The organism is Subtercola sp. PAMC28395 (assembly GCF_018889995.1).
GTDB lineage: Bacteria > Actinomycetota > Actinomycetes > Actinomycetales > Microbacteriaceae > Subtercola.
This window is the reverse complement of record NZ_CP076547.1, coordinates 2,756,782-2,772,657: the sequence shown is the minus strand read 5'-3', so window position 1 is coordinate 2,772,657 and position 15,876 is coordinate 2,756,782. Positions and strand designations below refer to the sequence as shown.

Annotated in this window: 16 protein-coding genes; 9 read left to right on the top strand and 7 right to left on the bottom strand. The window is 63.9% G+C overall.

The window, feature by feature from the left end; translation table 11 throughout:
• Nucleotide 1 precedes the first annotated feature (1 nt).
• On the top strand, nucleotides 2-757 hold the full coding sequence (locus KPL76_RS12685; RefSeq protein ID WP_216333861.1) for a YaaA family protein: 756 nt from the start codon (nucleotides 2-4) through the stop codon (nucleotides 755-757).
• Nucleotides 758-803: 46 nt separating this feature from the next.
• Here KPL76_RS12685 and KPL76_RS12680 read toward each other — a convergent pair whose 3' ends face one another.
• Together KPL76_RS12680 and KPL76_RS12675 are read right to left on the bottom strand one after the other, a co-directional pair.
• Complete coding sequence (locus KPL76_RS12680) at nucleotides 804-1,397, bottom strand: DNA-3-methyladenine glycosylase I (RefSeq protein ID WP_216333860.1); 594 nt, start codon at nucleotides 1,395-1,397, stop codon at nucleotides 804-806.
• A gap of 45 nt (nucleotides 1,398-1,442) precedes the next feature.
• Nucleotides 1,443-1,949 carry a methylated-DNA--[protein]-cysteine S-methyltransferase gene (locus tag KPL76_RS12675; protein WP_216333859.1) on the bottom strand — a complete coding sequence of 169 codons (507 nt, stop codon included), beginning with the start codon at nucleotides 1,947-1,949 and terminating at the stop codon, nucleotides 1,443-1,445.
• Nucleotides 1,950-2,060: 111 nt separating this feature from the next.
• Here KPL76_RS12675 and pdxH point away from each other — a divergent pair, with 111 nt between their 5' ends.
• Nucleotides 2,061-2,708, top strand: coding sequence for a pyridoxamine 5'-phosphate oxidase (gene pdxH, locus KPL76_RS12670; protein WP_216333858.1), 648 nt, complete (start codon nucleotides 2,061-2,063; stop codon nucleotides 2,706-2,708).
• Between the two features lie 23 nt (nucleotides 2,709-2,731).
• Here the strand turns inward: pdxH and KPL76_RS12665 are convergent, their stop codons facing one another.
• From KPL76_RS12665 to KPL76_RS12655, 3 genes are read right to left on the bottom strand one after another with little or no spacing between them, the layout of a single operon-like run.
• Nucleotides 2,732-4,156, bottom strand: a complete 1,425-nt coding sequence (locus KPL76_RS12665) for an FAD-binding oxidoreductase (RefSeq protein WP_216333857.1) — start codon at nucleotides 4,154-4,156, stop codon at nucleotides 2,732-2,734.
• Between the two features lie 39 nt (nucleotides 4,157-4,195).
• The gene (locus KPL76_RS12660; RefSeq protein WP_216333856.1) at nucleotides 4,196-5,602 is read right to left on the bottom strand and encodes an aspartate aminotransferase family protein; all 1,407 of its coding nucleotides are present in this window, start codon (nucleotides 5,600-5,602) and stop codon (nucleotides 4,196-4,198) included.
• 3 nt (nucleotides 5,603-5,605) lie between these two features.
• Nucleotides 5,606-6,073, bottom strand: coding sequence for an Lrp/AsnC family transcriptional regulator (locus KPL76_RS12655; RefSeq protein ID WP_216333855.1), 468 nt, complete (start codon nucleotides 6,071-6,073; stop codon nucleotides 5,606-5,608).
• Nucleotides 6,074-6,237: 164 nt separating this feature from the next.
• Between KPL76_RS12655 and KPL76_RS12650 the strand changes: the two genes are divergently transcribed.
• The 5 genes from KPL76_RS12650 to KPL76_RS12630 all read left to right on the top strand — a co-directional run bounded on the left by KPL76_RS12650 (nucleotide 6,238) and on the right by KPL76_RS12630 (nucleotide 11,457).
• Nucleotides 6,238-7,020, top strand: a complete 783-nt coding sequence (locus tag KPL76_RS12650) for a PP2C family serine/threonine-protein phosphatase (protein ID WP_371733903.1) — start codon at nucleotides 6,238-6,240, stop codon at nucleotides 7,018-7,020.
• 190 nt (nucleotides 7,021-7,210) lie between these two features.
• On the top strand, nucleotides 7,211-8,443 hold the full coding sequence (locus KPL76_RS12645; RefSeq protein ID WP_216333853.1) for a PotD/PotF family extracellular solute-binding protein: 1,233 nt from the start codon (nucleotides 7,211-7,213) through the stop codon (nucleotides 8,441-8,443).
• A complete protein-coding gene (locus tag KPL76_RS12640) occupies nucleotides 8,443-9,654 on the top strand; it encodes an ABC transporter ATP-binding protein (protein WP_216333852.1) in 1,212 nt (403 codons plus the stop codon). Before KPL76_RS12645 ends, KPL76_RS12640 begins: the two co-directional genes overlap by 1 nt.
• 1 nt (nucleotide 9,655) lies before the next feature.
• Nucleotides 9,656-10,570: an ABC transporter permease gene (locus KPL76_RS12635; RefSeq protein ID WP_216333851.1), complete on the top strand. Its 915-nt coding sequence runs from the start codon at nucleotides 9,656-9,658 to the stop codon at nucleotides 10,568-10,570.
• A 53-nt stretch (nucleotides 10,571-10,623) separates the two neighbouring features.
• Complete coding sequence (locus KPL76_RS12630) at nucleotides 10,624-11,457, top strand: ABC transporter permease (RefSeq protein WP_216336468.1); 834 nt, start codon at nucleotides 10,624-10,626, stop codon at nucleotides 11,455-11,457.
• A gap of 102 nt (nucleotides 11,458-11,559) precedes the next feature.
• Here the strand turns inward: KPL76_RS12630 and KPL76_RS12625 are convergent, their stop codons facing one another.
• Both KPL76_RS12625 and gabT read right to left on the bottom strand, forming a co-directional pair.
• Nucleotides 11,560-12,561: an asparaginase gene (locus KPL76_RS12625; RefSeq protein WP_216333850.1), complete on the bottom strand. Its 1,002-nt coding sequence runs from the start codon at nucleotides 12,559-12,561 to the stop codon at nucleotides 11,560-11,562.
• Nucleotides 12,558-13,913, bottom strand: coding sequence for a 4-aminobutyrate--2-oxoglutarate transaminase (gabT, locus tag KPL76_RS12620; protein ID WP_216333849.1), 1,356 nt, complete (start codon nucleotides 13,911-13,913; stop codon nucleotides 12,558-12,560). The genes KPL76_RS12625 and gabT overlap by 4 nt, the downstream gene beginning before the upstream one ends.
• Nucleotides 13,914-13,948: 35 nt before the next feature.
• On the opposite strand from gabT, the gene KPL76_RS12615 reads away from it, so the two are divergent.
• Together KPL76_RS12615 and KPL76_RS12610 are read left to right on the top strand one after the other, a co-directional pair.
• Complete coding sequence (locus KPL76_RS12615) at nucleotides 13,949-14,410, top strand: OsmC family protein (RefSeq protein ID WP_216333848.1); 462 nt, start codon at nucleotides 13,949-13,951, stop codon at nucleotides 14,408-14,410.
• Nucleotides 14,411-14,471: 61 nt separating this feature from the next.
• On the top strand, nucleotides 14,472-15,833 hold the full coding sequence (locus tag KPL76_RS12610) for an MFS transporter (RefSeq protein ID WP_216333847.1): 1,362 nt from the start codon (nucleotides 14,472-14,474) through the stop codon (nucleotides 15,831-15,833).
• Nucleotides 15,834-15,876 lie beyond the last annotated feature (43 nt).

Sequence of the window (15,876 nt, the reverse complement as noted above, 5' to 3'; positions counted from 1 at the left end):
TTTGATCATTCTGCTGCCCCCTTCGGAGACGAAGCGTGATGGCGGCACCGACATTCGGCTCGACCTGACCTCACTCGCCTTCGGGCGTCTGAGGCCACGTCGGGCCGAAGTCGTTCGTGCCGTCCGATCGCTCGCCCGTGACTCTGAGGCGACCATTGCGGCCTTGAAGCTCGGGCGAACCCAGCACGACGAGGTTCTGCGGAATCGACGCCTTGCGCTGGCGCCAACCATGCCCGCGCTCGACCGTTACACCGGCGTCGTCTTCGACGGACTGGGCGCGTCCACTCTTTCGAAAGCCCAGCGGGCGTTTGCCTTCGAGCACGTCTTCATCCACTCGGCACTGTTCGGGCCGATCAGCTCGGGTGACCTGATCCCGGCGTACCGTCTCTCGCACGACTCCCGACTGAGAGAGCTGCCGAAGGCCGTCACTCTCAAGAATCACTGGGCCAAGCCGACGTCTGCCGTTCTCTCTCAGGCTCCTGGGCTGCTTCTCGATTTGCGTTCGGAGGGTTACGTCGATTTCGGGCCAGTCGATTCCCGGCCGAACTCGTTCTTCCTGAGGGTATTCACCGTCGACGACAGCGGCCAGAAACGTGCACTGAACCATTTCAACAAGAAGGCCAAGGGCGAACTCACGAGAGCGATCATCGAATCGGGAGTCGACTTCGCTTCTGTGGACGAGATCATCGAGTGGGCTCAGGCCACCGGGTTCGATCTTCGTCGGTTCGGGGATTCAGAAATCGCGTTGACCGTCTGAACCGCGGCATTCGCTGTCGCCTGGTTGTCTCAGTGGGGTCGAGGCACTACCGGGCGAGAAAGCACCCTTCGACGTGATCGTCGACGAGCCCCGCCGACTGCATCAGCGCGTACATCGTTGTCGGTCCGACGAAGCTGAAGCCACGCGAGCGCAGCTCCGCGCTGAGGGCTATCGATTCGGGGGTGGTTGCCACGAAGTCGGCAGCGGTTCTGGGTCGTGCACGTGAAACAACCGGGGTGAAACTCCAGACCAGGCGATCGAGCGCTCCCGTGCCGGATTCGGCGATCAGGGCTGCCGTCACTCTCGCGTTGTTGACGACAGCGCGGATCTTGCCGCGATGACGGATGATCGAGGAATCGTTCACCAAACGCTCGACGTCGGCCTCGGTGAAAGCCGCCACTCGGTCAATCTCGAAGTCGTCGAAAGCTCTGCGGAAGGCGGCTCTGCGTCGAAGAATGGTGATCCACGACAGGCCGGCCTGGAACCCCTCCAGGCTGATCTTCTCAAAGAGTGCCCGGTCGGAGTGGAGAGGTCTTCCCCACTCACGGTCATGGTAGCGCTGGTACTCCATGTCATTGCCGGCCCACGCGCATCGCTCGATACCGTCTGTACCCACCAGGGAGATCGGAGTCTCACTCATCGGTGTAGTCCACTATCGACCGCGGTGTGCGCTCGTGGACTCTGCTCACAGATGCCCGATACTCTCGTGGTCGAGGAGCCAGACCTTGGTGGGGATGCCGTTGCCGCCGCTGTACCCGGTGATCTTCTGGTTCGATGCCAGGACCCGGTGGCACCCGACGATGATGGGGATGGGGTTCGCCCCGACAGCACCGCCGACAGCGCGGCCCGAACCTGGTCGACCAGCGAGAACGCCGAGCTCGCCGTAGGAGATGAACTCTCCGTGACCGAGGGTAGCGAGTGACTGCCAGATGGACATCTGAAACGGTGTTCCAACAAGCTTGACGGGCACGTCGAACTCTTTGCGCTTGCCGTCGAAGTACTCCGTCAATTGGCGCGCAGCCTCGGTGAGAACGGCGTTCGGCTTCTCTGGCAACGCGTCGTGCGGCAGGGTGCCGCCGCCTTCGATGCTGAGGGAGAGCACGGCATCGTCGTCGGCGGTGAGTTCGAGGCGGCCGATGGGGCTGTCGACTCGCAGAAGGTAGTCGGGAATAGTGAGTGTGCTGGCTGTCATGTTTCGACTGTAGCTGGGTGCGAGCGGCCTGGACTGGCCACCATCGGACATTGTTCAGCTTCGTTGCCAGACGCCGAATGTGAGGGAGGAGTGTCTGGGGAGAGTAGCGTGATGACTCTCATGGATTCCCTCTCGACCCACACCGATTACGGCAGCATTCCGCTGTCGGCCAGCGACCTCGACCCCGATCCGATCGCCCAGTTCGCCCGGTGGCTGAGTGAGGCGGAGGCAGCAGGCTTCGCTGAGCCGAACGCTATGGTGCTCGGCACGATCGACGATGACGGTTCACCCAGCAGCCGCACGGTGTTGCTGCGTCGAGTCAGGGCGGAGGGATTCGAGTTCTTCACGAACTACGGTTCCCGGAAGGGCCGGGCGTTGGCCGGGCATCCGGTTGCCACTGCCGTCTTCCCCTGGTACGGGCAGCAACGGCAGGTCATCGTCACGGGTTCGGTCACCCGGCTCGATGCAGAGAGCAGCGACGCATACTTCGCATCCAGGCCACGGGATTCGCAGATCGCTTCCGCTGCCAGCCAGCAGTCCCAGCCGATCGAAAGCCGGGAGCTGCTCGAGCAGCGCATCGAAGAGCTGGCTCTGGCGTACCCGGAAGGAACGGCCGTGCCGAGGCCCGCGAACTGGGGTGGCTTTCTGCTCAGCCCCATCCGTATCGAATTCTGGAAGGGACGCAGCTCGCGCGTTCACGATCGCTTCGTCTACAATCGCCTCGCTGAAGGCTGGAGCATCACGAGGCTCCAGCCCTGAGAACTGAGTTGGGCGCGAGGGGCTCAGTGGCCGGTCAGCGGGCCCAGGAGCCTGGCTGTGAGTGACGATCTGCCGGTCATCCGCTCTTCGTGGTCGGCAACTGACGCCGACGTGAGGCCGAGGTTCGCCCCGATGAACCGCAGCGGTTCTGGTTCCCAGCGCGGTGACAGATGATTCACCCACGGCAGGCGTGTCAATTCAGTGTGTCGACCCGTGATCAGGTCGCTGAGGGTGCGGCCCGCGAGATTCGTCGTACTGAGCCCGTCGCCCACATAACCGCCGGCGAACGAGACGCCGGTCTTCGGGTTGTGGCCGGCCGAGGCATGCCAATCCCGGGGCACGCCGATCGGGCCACCCCAGCGGTGGGTGACTTCCGCGGCTGCCGCATCGGGGAACAGTTCGGTGAGTGTGTCGCTGAGGTGCGAGAAGACCCGCTCGACCTGGTCGTACGAGGGGTGGATGCTCGAACCCCAGTGGTAGCGCGCGCCCCTGCCGCCGAACGCGAAGCGGTTGTCTGCCGTGCGCTGGCCGTAGATGAGCAGGTGGCGGTAGTCGCTGAACGTGTTGCCGTGTTCGAGCCCCACCGAGTCCCAGAAGTCATCAGAGAGAGGTTCTGTCGCGATCATCAGCGAGTACAGCGGCAGGATCCTTCGCCCGACACCCGGCAGCTGGGAGCCGTAGGCTTCTGTCGCGATGACGATCTGGTTGGTGGCAGCGACTCCCGGCGCGGCGATCGCCTCGAAACCGGGCGACACCTGGTGGCCGCGGAAGTTTACGAAGTTCGGCAGCCACGACGTGACTTCGGTGTGCTCGTAGATGCGCACTCCGAGGGATTCGACGACCCGGGCGAGGCCGTGAACGAGCTTCGCGGGGTGAAGTCGGGCGCAGGCCGGGTCGAAGGCGGCAGCTCTCGCGCCAACCGGATGCCCGCGACCGGCGTAGTGCGCATGCGCCGGGTCGAAGTCCCAGTACTCCAATTCGTCGACACCGAAGTGTTTCGCCTCGTCGACGTCGGCCCTGGCCGATTCGACCTGCAACTCGTTCATCGCGTAGGTGATCGTGCCACCCCGTGCGAAGTCGCAGTCGATGCCCTCTGCCGCAGAGACCCGACCGACCTCGGTGACGGTGTCGACCATCGCCCGGCGCATCGCGACGGCCCGATCGAACCCGTAGGCGCGTTCGAGTGAGGCGGCGGAGCGGGGGAAGAGCGCAGAACACCACCCGCCATTGCGGCCGGAAGCTCCGAAGCCGACCGTCTCCTTCTCGAGGATCGCGATCGACAGGCTCGGGTCTGCTTTGGCGAGGTAGTACGCCGTCCAGAGCCCTGTCAGGCCGCCGCCCACGATACACACGTCGACATCGAGGTCTGACACGGGCGGTGGCCGCAGTCGCCCGGCCTCGCCGTCGGCTGACGCACCTGATTCGGCCCAGTAGTTGTTCGCGATCATCCGGCAGCCAGCCCTTTACGACTCCAACTCACAGCGCGGCTAGAGCTGCGCCCAGGCCTCGGTCAGAACCGAACGCAGGATGCCCTCGATCTCGTCGAACTCACGCTGGCCGATCGTGAGAGGCGGCGCGAGCTGGATGACGGGATCGCCCCGGTCGTCTGCGCGGCAGTAGAGGCCCGCATCGAAGAGTGCTTTCGAGAGGAAACCGCGCAGCAGGCGTTCCGACTCGTCGTCGTCGAACGTCTCCTTGGTCTTCTTGTCTTTGACGAGCTCGATGCCGAAGAAGTAGCCGTCCCCGCGCACGTCGCCGACGATCGGCAGGTCATGCAGCTTCTCGAGGGTGCGTCTGAACGCCGGCGAGTTCTCGCGCACGTTCTCGTTCAGCTTCTCCTCCTCGAAGATGTCGAGGTTTTCGAGCGCAACGGCTGCAGACACCGGATGCCCGCCGAACGTGTACCCGTGGTAGAACGAGGTGTTGCCGTGCTTGAACGGCTCGTACACCTTGTCGCTCACAATCGTGGCGCCGATGGGGGAGTAGCCGCTTGTCATACCCTTGGCGCACGTGATCATGTCGGGCACATAGTTGTACTCGTCGCAGGCGAACATGTGGCCGAGGCGGCCGAACGCGCAGATGACCTCGTCGCTCACCAGGAGAACGTCGTACTTGTCGCAGATCTCCCTGACCCGCTGGAAGTAGCCGGGGGGAGGAGGGAAGCACCCGCCGGAGTTCTGAACCGGCTCGAGGAAGACGGCCGCAACTGTTTCGGGCCCTTCGAACTCGATCATCTCTTCGATGCGGTTGGCGGCCCAGAGCCCGAACTGCTCGAGGTGGTCACCGTGCTCCGGAGCGCGGTAGAAGTTGGTGTTCGGCACCCGGAAACCGCCCGGGGTGACCGGTTCGAACATCTCCTTCATCGCCGGGATCCCGGTGATGGCCAGGGCGCCCTGCGGGGTGCCGTGATAGGCCACAGCCCGGGATATGACCTTGTGCTTGGTGGGCCGGCCCTGCAGCTTCCAGTAGTACTTCGCCAGTTTGAACGCGGTCTCGACGGCCTCGCCGCCGCCGGTGGAGAAGAAGACGCGGTTCAGGTCTCCGGGAGCGTAGTCGGCGAGTCGGTCGGCGAGTTCGATCGCCGAAGGATGCGCGTACGACCACAGGGGGAAGAACGCGAGCTCAGCGGCCTGCTTGGCGGCGACCTCGGCGAGCCGCTGGCGACCGTGGCCGGCGTTCACCACGAAGAGCCCGCTCAGCCCGTCGAAGTACTTCTTGCCCTTGCTGTCCCAGATGTGATGACCGTCACCCTTGACGATGATCGGAACGCCGTGGCCGTCTTCCATCACCGACTGGCGTGCGAAATGCATCCAGAGGTGATCTTTGGCCTTCTGCTGGAGGTCGGCTTCGTCGAACTTGGTCGACAGGCCGCTGGTGGGATGGGTGATGGTCATGAGTTATCTCGTTCCCCAGTTGTAGAGCTGTTTGTGCAGCTTCAGGTAGACAAATGTTTCGGTGGAGAGCACGCCATCGAGCGTGCGGATATCGGAATTCAGCAGCGAGATCAGGTCGTCGTCGTTCTCGCAGACGACTTCGACCATGATGTCGAAGGTGCCGGCCGTCAGAACCACATAGTCGACGGCCGGGAGGGCGGCCAGGGCATCTGCGATCACTCGGGTGTCACCGGTGACCCTCAGACCGACCATGGCCTGGCGGTAGAAACCGAGCTGGAGGGGATCGGTCACGGCAACGATCTGCATCACGCCGCTCTCGGTCAGCTTCTGCACCCGTTGCCGCACGGCCGCCTCGCTGAGACCGACGGCTTTGCCGATTTCAGCGTACGAGCGTCGACCGTCGACCTGGAGCTGTTCGATGATCGCTTTTGACGTGTCATCGAGATGGGTCGAACGAGGCCTGGTGTTCATGCCTCGATTCTGTCAGTGACGTAGGGGCTCAGCAAGTGAATCCGTAGCTGTTTTGCTGATTGACCTACGAAATCCGCCGAAAATGTCAGCGTGCCGGAGTCTCGTCTAAAGTTGTCACGTGCAGTTGCCCGCCCGAATGGCAGCGTATGGGAAAGAGAACACGCGTGACCCAAATCGGTGAGCAGACCGCAACCCTCCGGGTTGTCGGGCCAAAGCCTGAGGCAGAACCATTCACCCTCTCGTGGGCGGCTCTCAGCGATGTCGGCAAGAAGCGCGCTGTGAACGAAGACAGCGTGGTCGCAAACCCTCCGATCTTCGCGGTGGCAGACGGCATGGGTGGTCATGCGGCAGGCGATGTCGCCAGCGCGGCAGTGGTGAATCGTCTCGGAGCTGTGCACGGGTTGTCGTTCACGACGGGCGACATCATCGACGAAGCGCTGTCGCTGGCACTGGCCGACATCGATGTGGTCGGGGACGCGAATGCGCTCGGTACCGGAACGACAGTGACCGGCGTCGCTCTCACCCTGGTCGAGGATGAGCCGGTCTGGGCCGTCTTCAATATCGGTGACTCGCGGGTCTACCAGATGTTGGATGGCTCACTCGCGAGACTGACAGTCGATCATTCCGTGGTGCAGGAGCTCGTCGACGCCGGTCTGATCACTGCTGAGCAGGCCGAGACGCACCCCGACAGCAACATCATCACCAGGGCGGTGGGATTCCATGAGAAGCCTGCGCCCGACTACACGCTGCTCGAGGTCACGCCCGGCCAGCGACTCCTGGTCTGCAGTGATGGCCTGACGAAAGAACTCACCGATCACGGCATCGCTCACTACCTCGGCCGTGCCGGCAGCGCAGCAGAGGCCGCGAACAATCTCGTCGTCGCCGCGCTGACCAACGGGGGTCGGGACAATGTGACTGTGCTTGTCATCGACGTCGCGGCCGATTGACACTGCTGCGTGACACTGCCGCTGATGGCAATGCCCAGTGACGAAATCATCGGTCATCTGCAGAAATCGATGCTGATTTCGTAAAGATTGTGTTTCAAGATCGTTCTTTTCGTGGCTTTTGCTGTGATTCGCTGAGTCGGTGTGTCAGTATCAAAACACCTTTTTCGCGAGACCTTGGAGTGCACCACTCATGCCACTGACGCCACCGCGCGACCCGATGATCATCGAAGCCATCAAGCAATCACAGGCAATGCAGAACGCCAAGCGACTCTCGATGAGCCGCCGCGGCTTCCTCGGGGCCGTCGGGTTGGGGGCCGGAGCCCTGGGCCTCGCTGCCTGCGCACCGACCACAGCCACCAAGGCGGCGCTCACGCCGGCCACCGATGTCTCTGCCACAGAGAAGACCCTGATCTGGGACAACTGGCCTGCCTACATGGACGAAGACGCCGAAGGCAACCACCCGACCCTGGTGGGTTTCCAGCAGAAGTCCGGCATCAACGTCACGTACAACGTCGCCGTCGATGACAACAACACCTACTACGCCAAGGTGAAGGACCAGCTCGCACTCGGGCAGGACATCGGCACCGACACGGTGTGTCTCACCGACTGGATGGTCGCGAGGCTCGTACGCCTCGGTTACATCCAGGACCTCGACCACGCCAAGATCCCGAACATCTCGAACCTGAGCGAATCCTTCGCCAACCCCGACTTCGACAAGGGCCGCCAGAAGTCCCTGCCCTGGCAGGGCGGCTACGCCGGAATCTGCTGGAACAAGGAGAAGGTGCCGAACGGCATCAAGAGTATCGACGACCTCTGGGCCACGGAGCTCAAGGGCCGCGTGGGCGTTCTCTCCGAGATGCGCGACACGATCGGTCTCATCATGCTCTCCCAGGGAACCGACATCACCGGGAACTGGTCCGCCGACCAGTTCAACAAGGCGATGGATGTCTTCACCAAGGAGGTCAGCGACGGCCAGATCCGCAACATCAAGGGCAACCAGTACCTCAACGACCTGCAGAACGAAGACACCTTCGCGGCGATCTGCTGGTCGGGTGACATCACCTCGCTGAACGCAACGGCCGGTGACAAGTGGCAGTTCGCCATCCCCGACTCCGGTGGCACGCTCTGGAACGACACCTTCGTCGTGCCGATGGGCTCTCGTCACAAGGCCAACGCCGAAGCCATCATGGACTACTACTACGAGCCGGCCGTTGCCGCAGAACTCGCAGCGTGGGTGAACTACGTGACGCCGGTCAACGGAGCCAAGGAGGCGATGGATGCCATCGACCCCACCTTGGCCTCCAACCCGCTGATCTTCCCCGACGCCGACTACCTCAAGCAGGTCCACGTGTTCCGCACGCTCAGCGCCCAGGAGGAGAGCGACTTCGGCGCTTCGTTCCAAAAAGTGCTGCTGGGCAGTTGATGGCCGCCGGGACATTCGCCGAGAAGGGCGCCGACCTCGAACTCGTCGGAATCAACAAGCACTTCCCCGGCTTCACCGCCATCGAGTCACTCGACCTCTTCATTCCCGCGGGCTCGTTCTTCGCCCTCCTTGGGCCGTCGGGCTGCGGTAAGACCACCACGCTGCGCCTTGTCGCCGGCCTCGAGGAGCCGACGGCAGGACGCATCCTCATCGGAGGCAAGGACGTCACAGCGACGAAGTCGTTCCAGCGACCGGTGAACACCGTGTTCCAGTCCTACGCACTCTTCCCCCACATGACTGTTCTCGAGAACGTCGCCTTCGGTCTCCGTCGACGCAGCATCGCCAAGCCTCTCGACAAGGCGCACGAGGCTCTTCGGCTGGTGGAACTCGACCACCTCGCGTCGCGCCGGCCCGGCCAGCTCTCCGGAGGGCAGCAGCAGCGTGTCGCTCTGGCACGCGCAATCGTCAACCGCCCAGCGCTCCTGCTGCTCGACGAACCCCTCGGAGCTCTCGACCTGAAGCTCCGTCGCCAGATGCAACTCGAACTGAAAAACATCCAGACCGAGGTCGGCCTGACCTTCCTGCACGTCACCCACGACCAGGAGGAGGCCATGACCATGGCCGACACCATCGCGGTCATGAACAAGGGCGCGATCGAGCAGATGGGCGCGCCGGAAGAACTGTACGAACTGCCCAGAACCGCGTTCGTCGCGAACTTCCTCGGCCAGTCGAACCTGTTCACGGGGCCCGTCGTTTCAACGACTCCGGATGCCCTGACAATGTCGATCGCAGGCAAAACCCTGGTCATCCCTCGTGCCCGTGCCCAGCGCAACAGCGGAGTGATCACCGTGGGGGTGCGGCCAGAGAAGGTGCTGCTTCTCACCGAGGCTCCGGTAATCGACGGATCACGCAACGTCGTAGGCCCCGGCCGGGTGATCGATGTGTCGTTCAGCGGTGTGAGTACGCAGTACATCGTCGCGGTTCCCGGTGTCGGCGACATCGTCGTGTTCGCACAGAACATGATCTTCGGGCCCGTCGTGCACGTGGGAGCCGAGGTCTGGGTCAGCTGGAGCATCGAGCACAGCTTCGGGCTGGAAGATGCGCCGCTGCCCGACTCCGCAGTTTCAGACGAGGCGGCCGACACGGCGACGATAGCCACGCGCGCCCGTGTGGATGCACGCGCCGCCGAATCCGAGCTCGAGCAGGCCTGAGATGGCCTTCACCGCGTTCGCGAGTTCGACGGCGGCGGCTGAACCCGCTGTTCGCAAGCGCAGCTGGATCGCCCTGATTCTTCTGCTGCCGGGCATCCTGTACCTGATGCTGTTCTTCATCACCCCGCTGATCTCGCTGATCTTCACCTCTTTTCAGCAGCCGGTGATCGACGGCGACATCGGGCAGTACAGCGCCGGCTTCCAATGGCAGAACTACACCGATGCGGTCGGGCAGTACCTGCCGCTGATTCTGCGGGCTTTCGGGTACGCGGTGATCGCCACCGTGCTCGCGCTGGTCATCAGCTACCCGATGGCGTATTTCATCGGGGTGAAGGCCAGGCGCTGGCCACTCTTCCAGAGCCTGCTGCTGACCCTGGTGATCGCACCGTTCTTCATCAGCTTTCTGCTGCGCACGCTTGCGTGGAAGCAGATCATGAGTGACGAGGGGCCCATCGTGGTCGCGCTCAAGGCGCTCTCGATCTTTCCGGCCGACGGGCATATCACCGGCACGCCGTTCGCGGTGATCTTCGGCCTGACGTACAACTTCATTCCGTTCATGACGCTGCCGCTGTATGCGACGCTCGAGCGTCTCGACGTTCGGTACATCGAGGCGGGGAGCGACCTGTATGCCTCACCGTGGACGACCTTCCGCAAGGTGACCATTCCGCTCTCGATGCCCGGCATCGTGTCGGGCACACTGTTGACCTTCATCCCTGCGGCCGGTGACTACATCAACGCCAGCGGGGACTTTCTGGGAAGTTCGCAGACGTCGATGGTCGGTAATGCGATCGAGGCGAACTTCCTTGTGCTGCAGAACTATCCGATAGCGGCCGCACTCTCGATCATCCTGATGGCCGTGATTCTGATCATCGTGGGCATCTATGTTCGACGAGCAGGAACGGAGGACCTGATATGAGTGCACTCTCCACAGCCGGGCCAGGGGCCATCGCCGCTGATCTCGAAGCTCCGATGGCCGCGCCTCCCCGCGCGGGCGGCCGCCGGGTGAAGATCAGGTTCAAGGGTCTCGGGCTTCCGATCTACACGATTCTCGCGCTGATCTTCCTGCTCATTCCTATCGCCTACACCTTCGTGTTCTCGTTCAACGATTCGGGCAAACTCAACATCGCCTGGCAGGGTTTCACCTTCGACAAGTGGCTGCACGTCTGCGATGCACAGGGGGTCTGCGAGGCCTTCGGCAACAGCATCCTCGTCGGTGTGGTCGCCACGGTGCTCGCGACCGCACTCGGTACGGCAATCGCGATCGCGCTCGTGCGCTACCGGTTCAAGGCGCGCTCGGCGATCTCGCTGCTGCTCTTCCTGCCGATGGCGACGCCCGAAGTGGTGCTGGGTGCAGGGCTCGCGGCACAGTTCCTGTCGTTGGGGGTGAACAAGGGCCTCGGGACCATCATCATCGCGCACACGATGTTCTGCATCAGTTTCGTGGTGGTGACGGTGAAGGCTCGCGTGGCAAGCCTCGACCCGTCGCTCGAAGAAGCGGGGCGCGACCTCTACGGTTCTGCTTCAGCGGTGTTCTGGCGGATCACCTTTCCGTTGCTCGTGCCGGGAATCGCTGCGGCCGCGCTGCTCTCGTTCGCGCTGAGCTTCGACGACTTCATCATCACGAACTTCAACTCCGGCGCGGTCGACACCTTCCCGAAGTTCATCTACATCGCTGCGGCGCGAGGAATTCCGGCGGAGGCGAACGTCATCGCCTCCGCGGTCTTCCTCCTGGCGATCGTGATCGTGGTCGTCGCCCAGGTGTCACGAGCGGCCCGCGCAAAGAGGCTCGCGCGGATCCAGTAGGAAGAGTCTGGCTTCGATGCTCCGCTGCGCAGCCACTCAACCGTCGGATTCACGTCGCTGGTTGAGGAGCTGGGCAAAGCCCGGCGCATCGGAACCGATTGCCTAGGCGGCGATGACCGCTGAAGAAACCTGTATGGCGCCGACCGGCTCGGTGCCGCCGTACACAGTCAGGTCGAGAGCAGGCAGCACCCGGTCGACGTCAGCCTGGGCCAGTGCTCCGGCTGAGACGAGGAGCGTCAGGCCCACCAGCGAGGCCGCGCGCAGGCTGCCGTCGAGCATCTTGAGGGCCACCGTGGTTCCGTCAGGTGCCGCCATGACCATGACGCCCTCTGCACCGAGCTTCGAGAAGACGCCGAGTTCGTCGATGCAGACGGTGTTTGCGCGCCCCGGGCCGTCGATCGCCCAGCCGTTGGCGAGAACCGAATCGGTCAGGTACTGCGCTGAACCGTCGGTCGAAGACGTGATGCGACCGATGCCACGCGCCAGGCCCACCAGGCTGATCGCATGCACCGGCGCGCCGCAACCGTCGACCGCGGTGGCTGCAACACTCTCTCCGGTGAGGTTTTCGATCGTGCTGCGGATCCGTTGCTGCAGGGGATGGCCCAGTTCGAGATAGGTTTCTGTCGGCCAGCCGTTCGCTACGCAGGTGAGCAGCATCGCTGCATGTTTGCCCGAGCAGTTCATGTAGACAGATGCACGGCTGGAGCCCGCGCGTACGAGGCCGTCACGCGAGCCGGAGTCACCGGGCCAGTCGTGGGGGCACTGCAGGGCATCCGGTGTGAGGCCGGCCCGGTCGAGGATGCTCCGCACGACCGCAACGTGCTCAGGGGTTCCGGCGTGGCTCGCCGTCGACAGCACGGTCTGAAGGGGGGTCAGCTCGACGCCCGCGCTGGCAAGCGCCTCGGCGACCGCAACGGCCTGGAAGGGCTTGAGGCACGACCGGGGAATGATGGGCGCTTCGGGGTTGCCGAGGCTTCGGATCACCTGCCCGCCGGGGCCGACGACCACGGCCGAACCGCCGTGGCGGGATTCGATGAACCCACTGCGATCGATGAACGCGAGTTCGACGGCCTCTGACGTCGCGAATGTTTCTCTTGCCGTCACAGCGTGGCGAAGCCAGCATCGAGAACGCCCAGCGCGTCTTCGAGCAGTGCATCGCTGATGGTGAGGCTCGGAAGGAACCGCAGCACGTTTCCGTAGGTGCCCGCCGTCAGGATGATGACCCCGTGCTGGGCTGCGTAGGCCGCGAGGGCCGTGACTGCTGCAGGGTTGGGTTCTTTGGTGGTCTGGCCTGTTCCGGGCTGCACGAGTTCGATGGCGATCATCGCACCCACTCCGCGCACCTCGCCGATGACGTCGTACTTCTTCTGCAGTTCGAGAAGGCCCGCTGAGAGCGTCTGCTCGACCCGCGTGGCCTCAGCCAGCAGGCCGAGTCGCTCGATCTCTGCAAAGACGGCGATCGCCGCCGCCGTGGCAACGGGGTTGCCGCCAAAGGTGCCGCCGAGCCCGCCCGGCAGGGCGGAATCCATGATGTCTGCTCGCCCCGTGACGGCTGCGAGGGGGAGACCCCCTGCGATTCCCTTGGCCGAGGTGATCATGTCGGGCACGAGGCCGAAGTGCTCGCTGGCGAAGTAGGCACCCGTTCGTGCCATGCCGCTCTGGATCTCATCGGCGATGAAGACGATGCCCTTCTCAGTGCACCAGGCCTGGAGGGCAGGCAGGAAGCCCTCCGCTGGCACGACGAAGCCGCCCTCGCCCTGGATCGGCTCGACGACGAGGCAGGCGAGGTCGTACGACCCCACGGTCTTCTCGAGGTAGTTGATCGTGCGGGTCGCTGCCTCGGCGCCCGAGAGGCCGTCGTGGTAGGGGTACGAGTTCGGTGCGCGATAGACGTCGCCGGCGAAGGGGCCGAATCCGGTGGAGTAGGGGGCCGCCTTGAAGTTCATCGCCATGGTGAGGTTGGTGCGGCCGTGGTAGGCGTGTTCGAGAACGGCGACGCCGACCCGGCGGGTGTGCTTGCGGGCGATCTTCACGGCGTTCTCGACGGCCTCTGCGCCGGAGTTCGCGAGCATCGTCTTCTTGGCGAAGTCGCCGGGGGTGTGTTCGGCGAGGAGCTCGGCCACCCGCACGTACCCTTCGTAGGGCGTGACCGTGAAGAGGGTGTGGGTGACGTCGTGCAGCTGCGCAGAAGCTGCCTCGACCACAGCCGCCTCGGTGTGACCGACGGTCGTGACGCCGATGCCGGCCCCCATGTCGATGAACTGGTTGCCATCGACGTCGACCAGGATCGCGCCGTTGGCCCTGGCGATGTAGACGGGAAGCACCGACGAGACACCGGTGGGCACGACGGCCAGACGCCGGGCATGCAGGGCATCGGACTTCGGGCCGGGGATCGCCGTGACGATCTTGCGCTCCTGGGAAACGGTGAACACGGAACTGCCAATGATGTCGGTCATAGTAATAAAGATTACCCCCGACGTAGTCTGAGGAGGTGAACACCGAACACCACTACCGCGTCGACGTCGAATGGCAGGGAAATCGCGGTTCGGGAACCACCGGGTACCGCGACTACAGCAGAAAGGGTGTTGTCAGGGCCTCCGGCAAGATCGAACTGCCGACGTCTGCCGACCGGACCTTCCACGGCGACCGCGATCGCTGGAACCCCGAGGAACTGCTGCTGGCCGCGTTGGCCGAGTGCCACATGCTCTCGTACCTCCACGTCGCGGTTCAGCACGGCGTCGTGGTGACCGGCTACACCGACTCGGCCGAGGGCGTGATGGAGCAGGTCGGCCAGGGTGGCCACTTCACCTCTGTAACGCTCCGCCCCGTTGTGACGTTGGCAGACCCCGGGCAGGCTGAGCTAGCGAATTCGCTGCACCATGAGGCGAGTCAACTCTGCTTCATTGCGCAATCGGTCAACTTTTCTGTTCTACACGAGCCGCGGGCACAGTGAACGCCCCTTGACGTCACCACAGCCAGTGCCTGCCCTGCAACCAGTGTCTTCGTCGGGCCCGATGTCGAGCTACCAGCGGCGGGTTCTGACCGTTGCCGTGTTGTCGTCGTTCATCGCGTTTCTCGACGGCACCGTCATCAACGTGGCGCTTCCCGCGATCTCACGGGAACTCGGGGGAGGCCTTGCCGGCCAGCAGTGGGTCGTCGATGCGTACCTCATCTCACTGACCGCCGTCATCCTGCTCGCGGGTTCGCTCTCCGATGCCTTCGGTCGGCGCCGCGTGATCTTCTGGGGACTCGTCGGTTTCGGCGCTGCCTCTGTGCTCTGCGCCGTCTCGGTGACGGACGCGATGCTGATCGTCTCCCGGGGCATCCAGGGTGTCGCCGGGGCGTTGCTGGTACCGAGCTCGCTGGCGATCATCGTGGCGAACTTCGATGGGCCGGCACGGGCAAAGGCGATCGGCCGCTGGACAGCGTGGACGAGCACAGCGTTTCTCGCTGGCCCTCTGTTGGGCGGAGTGCTGGTCGACCTGGTGTCGTGGAGGCTGGTGTTCGCCATCAACGTCATTCCGATCGCGGTGACTCTCCTGGCCCTGCGCGGGATCGACCTCGAACCTCCCCGGGCCGTGAGGCCGGTGATCGACTATCGCGGTGCCATGCTCGGTATTCTCGGTATCGGGTTGCCGGTTTTCGCGCTCATCGAACACGGCAGATTGGGCTGGTCGAACCCGATCGTCTGGGGAGCGCTGGCGCTCGGCCTCGCCTCGTTCGGGCTCTTCCTCTGGAATGAGGCTGTCGTGAAGCACCCGATGCTCCCTCTCTCCCTGTTTCGGGTGCGCAACTTCTGGGTGGGGAATGTGGCCACAGCCTTCATCTACGCGGCGCTCTCGCTCGGCGGATTCGCCCTCACCCTTTTTCTGCAACAGGTTGCCGGTTACTCCGCCACCCAGGCCGGCCTGGCCTCTCTGCCGTCGACCGTGATCAGCATTTCGCTGTCGTCACTGTTCGGCACTCTTGCCGGCCGGTACGGTTCGCGCTGGTTCATGGCGGCCGGCCCGATCGTGGGCGCTGTGGGTTACCTGCTGCTCTCGCAGGTGACAGCGCAGGCAGACTATGTCAGCCAGGTGCTGCCCGGAACGGTTGTGTTCTCGCTCGGACTGGTGATGACGGTGGCCCCGCTGACCGCGGCCGTGCTCGGCTCGATCGACCCGGAGCGGGCGGGCATCGCGTCAGCGACCAACAATGCCGTCTCCCGCGTCGCCGGCCTCATCGCGACCGCAGCTGCGGCACTCATCATCGGCGATGCCCTCACGGTAGACGGTTTCTCTCGCGCTGCGCTGGTGACGGCGGCCCTGCTGGTGGTCGGCGGAGTCGTCTCCCTGGTCGGCATCCAGAATGCGAAGCGTGCTCCTCAGTTGAGGTAACCGGCAGATGAGGTAGCTGGCAGATCGCCGTCGTGTCGGCCGT

Coding starts and splice junctions, on each gene's coding strand:
- KPL76_RS12680 (WP_216333860.1), bottom strand. CDS start 1,397: ATGAGTGAGACTCCGATCTCCCTGGTGGGTACAGACGGTATCGAGCGA.
- KPL76_RS12675 (WP_216333859.1), bottom strand. CDS start 1,949: ATGACAGCCAGCACACTCACTATTCCCGACTACCTTCTGCGAGTCGAC.
- pdxH (WP_216333858.1), top strand. CDS start 2,061: ATGACTCTCATGGATTCCCTCTCGACCCACACCGATTACGGCAGCATT.
- KPL76_RS12665 (WP_216333857.1), bottom strand. CDS start 4,156: ATGATCGCGAACAACTACTGGGCCGAATCAGGTGCGTCAGCCGACGGC.
- KPL76_RS12660 (WP_216333856.1), bottom strand. CDS start 5,602: ATGACCATCACCCATCCCACCAGCGGCCTGTCGACCAAGTTCGACGAA.
- KPL76_RS12655 (WP_216333855.1), bottom strand. CDS start 6,073: ATGAACACCAGGCCTCGTTCGACCCATCTCGATGACACGTCAAAAGCG.
- KPL76_RS12645 (WP_216333853.1), top strand. CDS start 7,211: ATGCCACTGACGCCACCGCGCGACCCGATGATCATCGAAGCCATCAAG.
- KPL76_RS12640 (WP_216333852.1), top strand. CDS start 8,443: ATGGCCGCCGGGACATTCGCCGAGAAGGGCGCCGACCTCGAACTCGTC.
- KPL76_RS12635 (WP_216333851.1), top strand. CDS start 9,656: ATGGCCTTCACCGCGTTCGCGAGTTCGACGGCGGCGGCTGAACCCGCT.
- KPL76_RS12630 (WP_216336468.1), top strand. CDS start 10,624: ATGGCCGCGCCTCCCCGCGCGGGCGGCCGCCGGGTGAAGATCAGGTTC.
- gabT (WP_216333849.1), bottom strand. CDS start 13,913: ATGACCGACATCATTGGCAGTTCCGTGTTCACCGTTTCCCAGGAGCGC.
- KPL76_RS12610 (WP_216333847.1), top strand. CDS start 14,472: ATGTCGAGCTACCAGCGGCGGGTTCTGACCGTTGCCGTGTTGTCGTCG.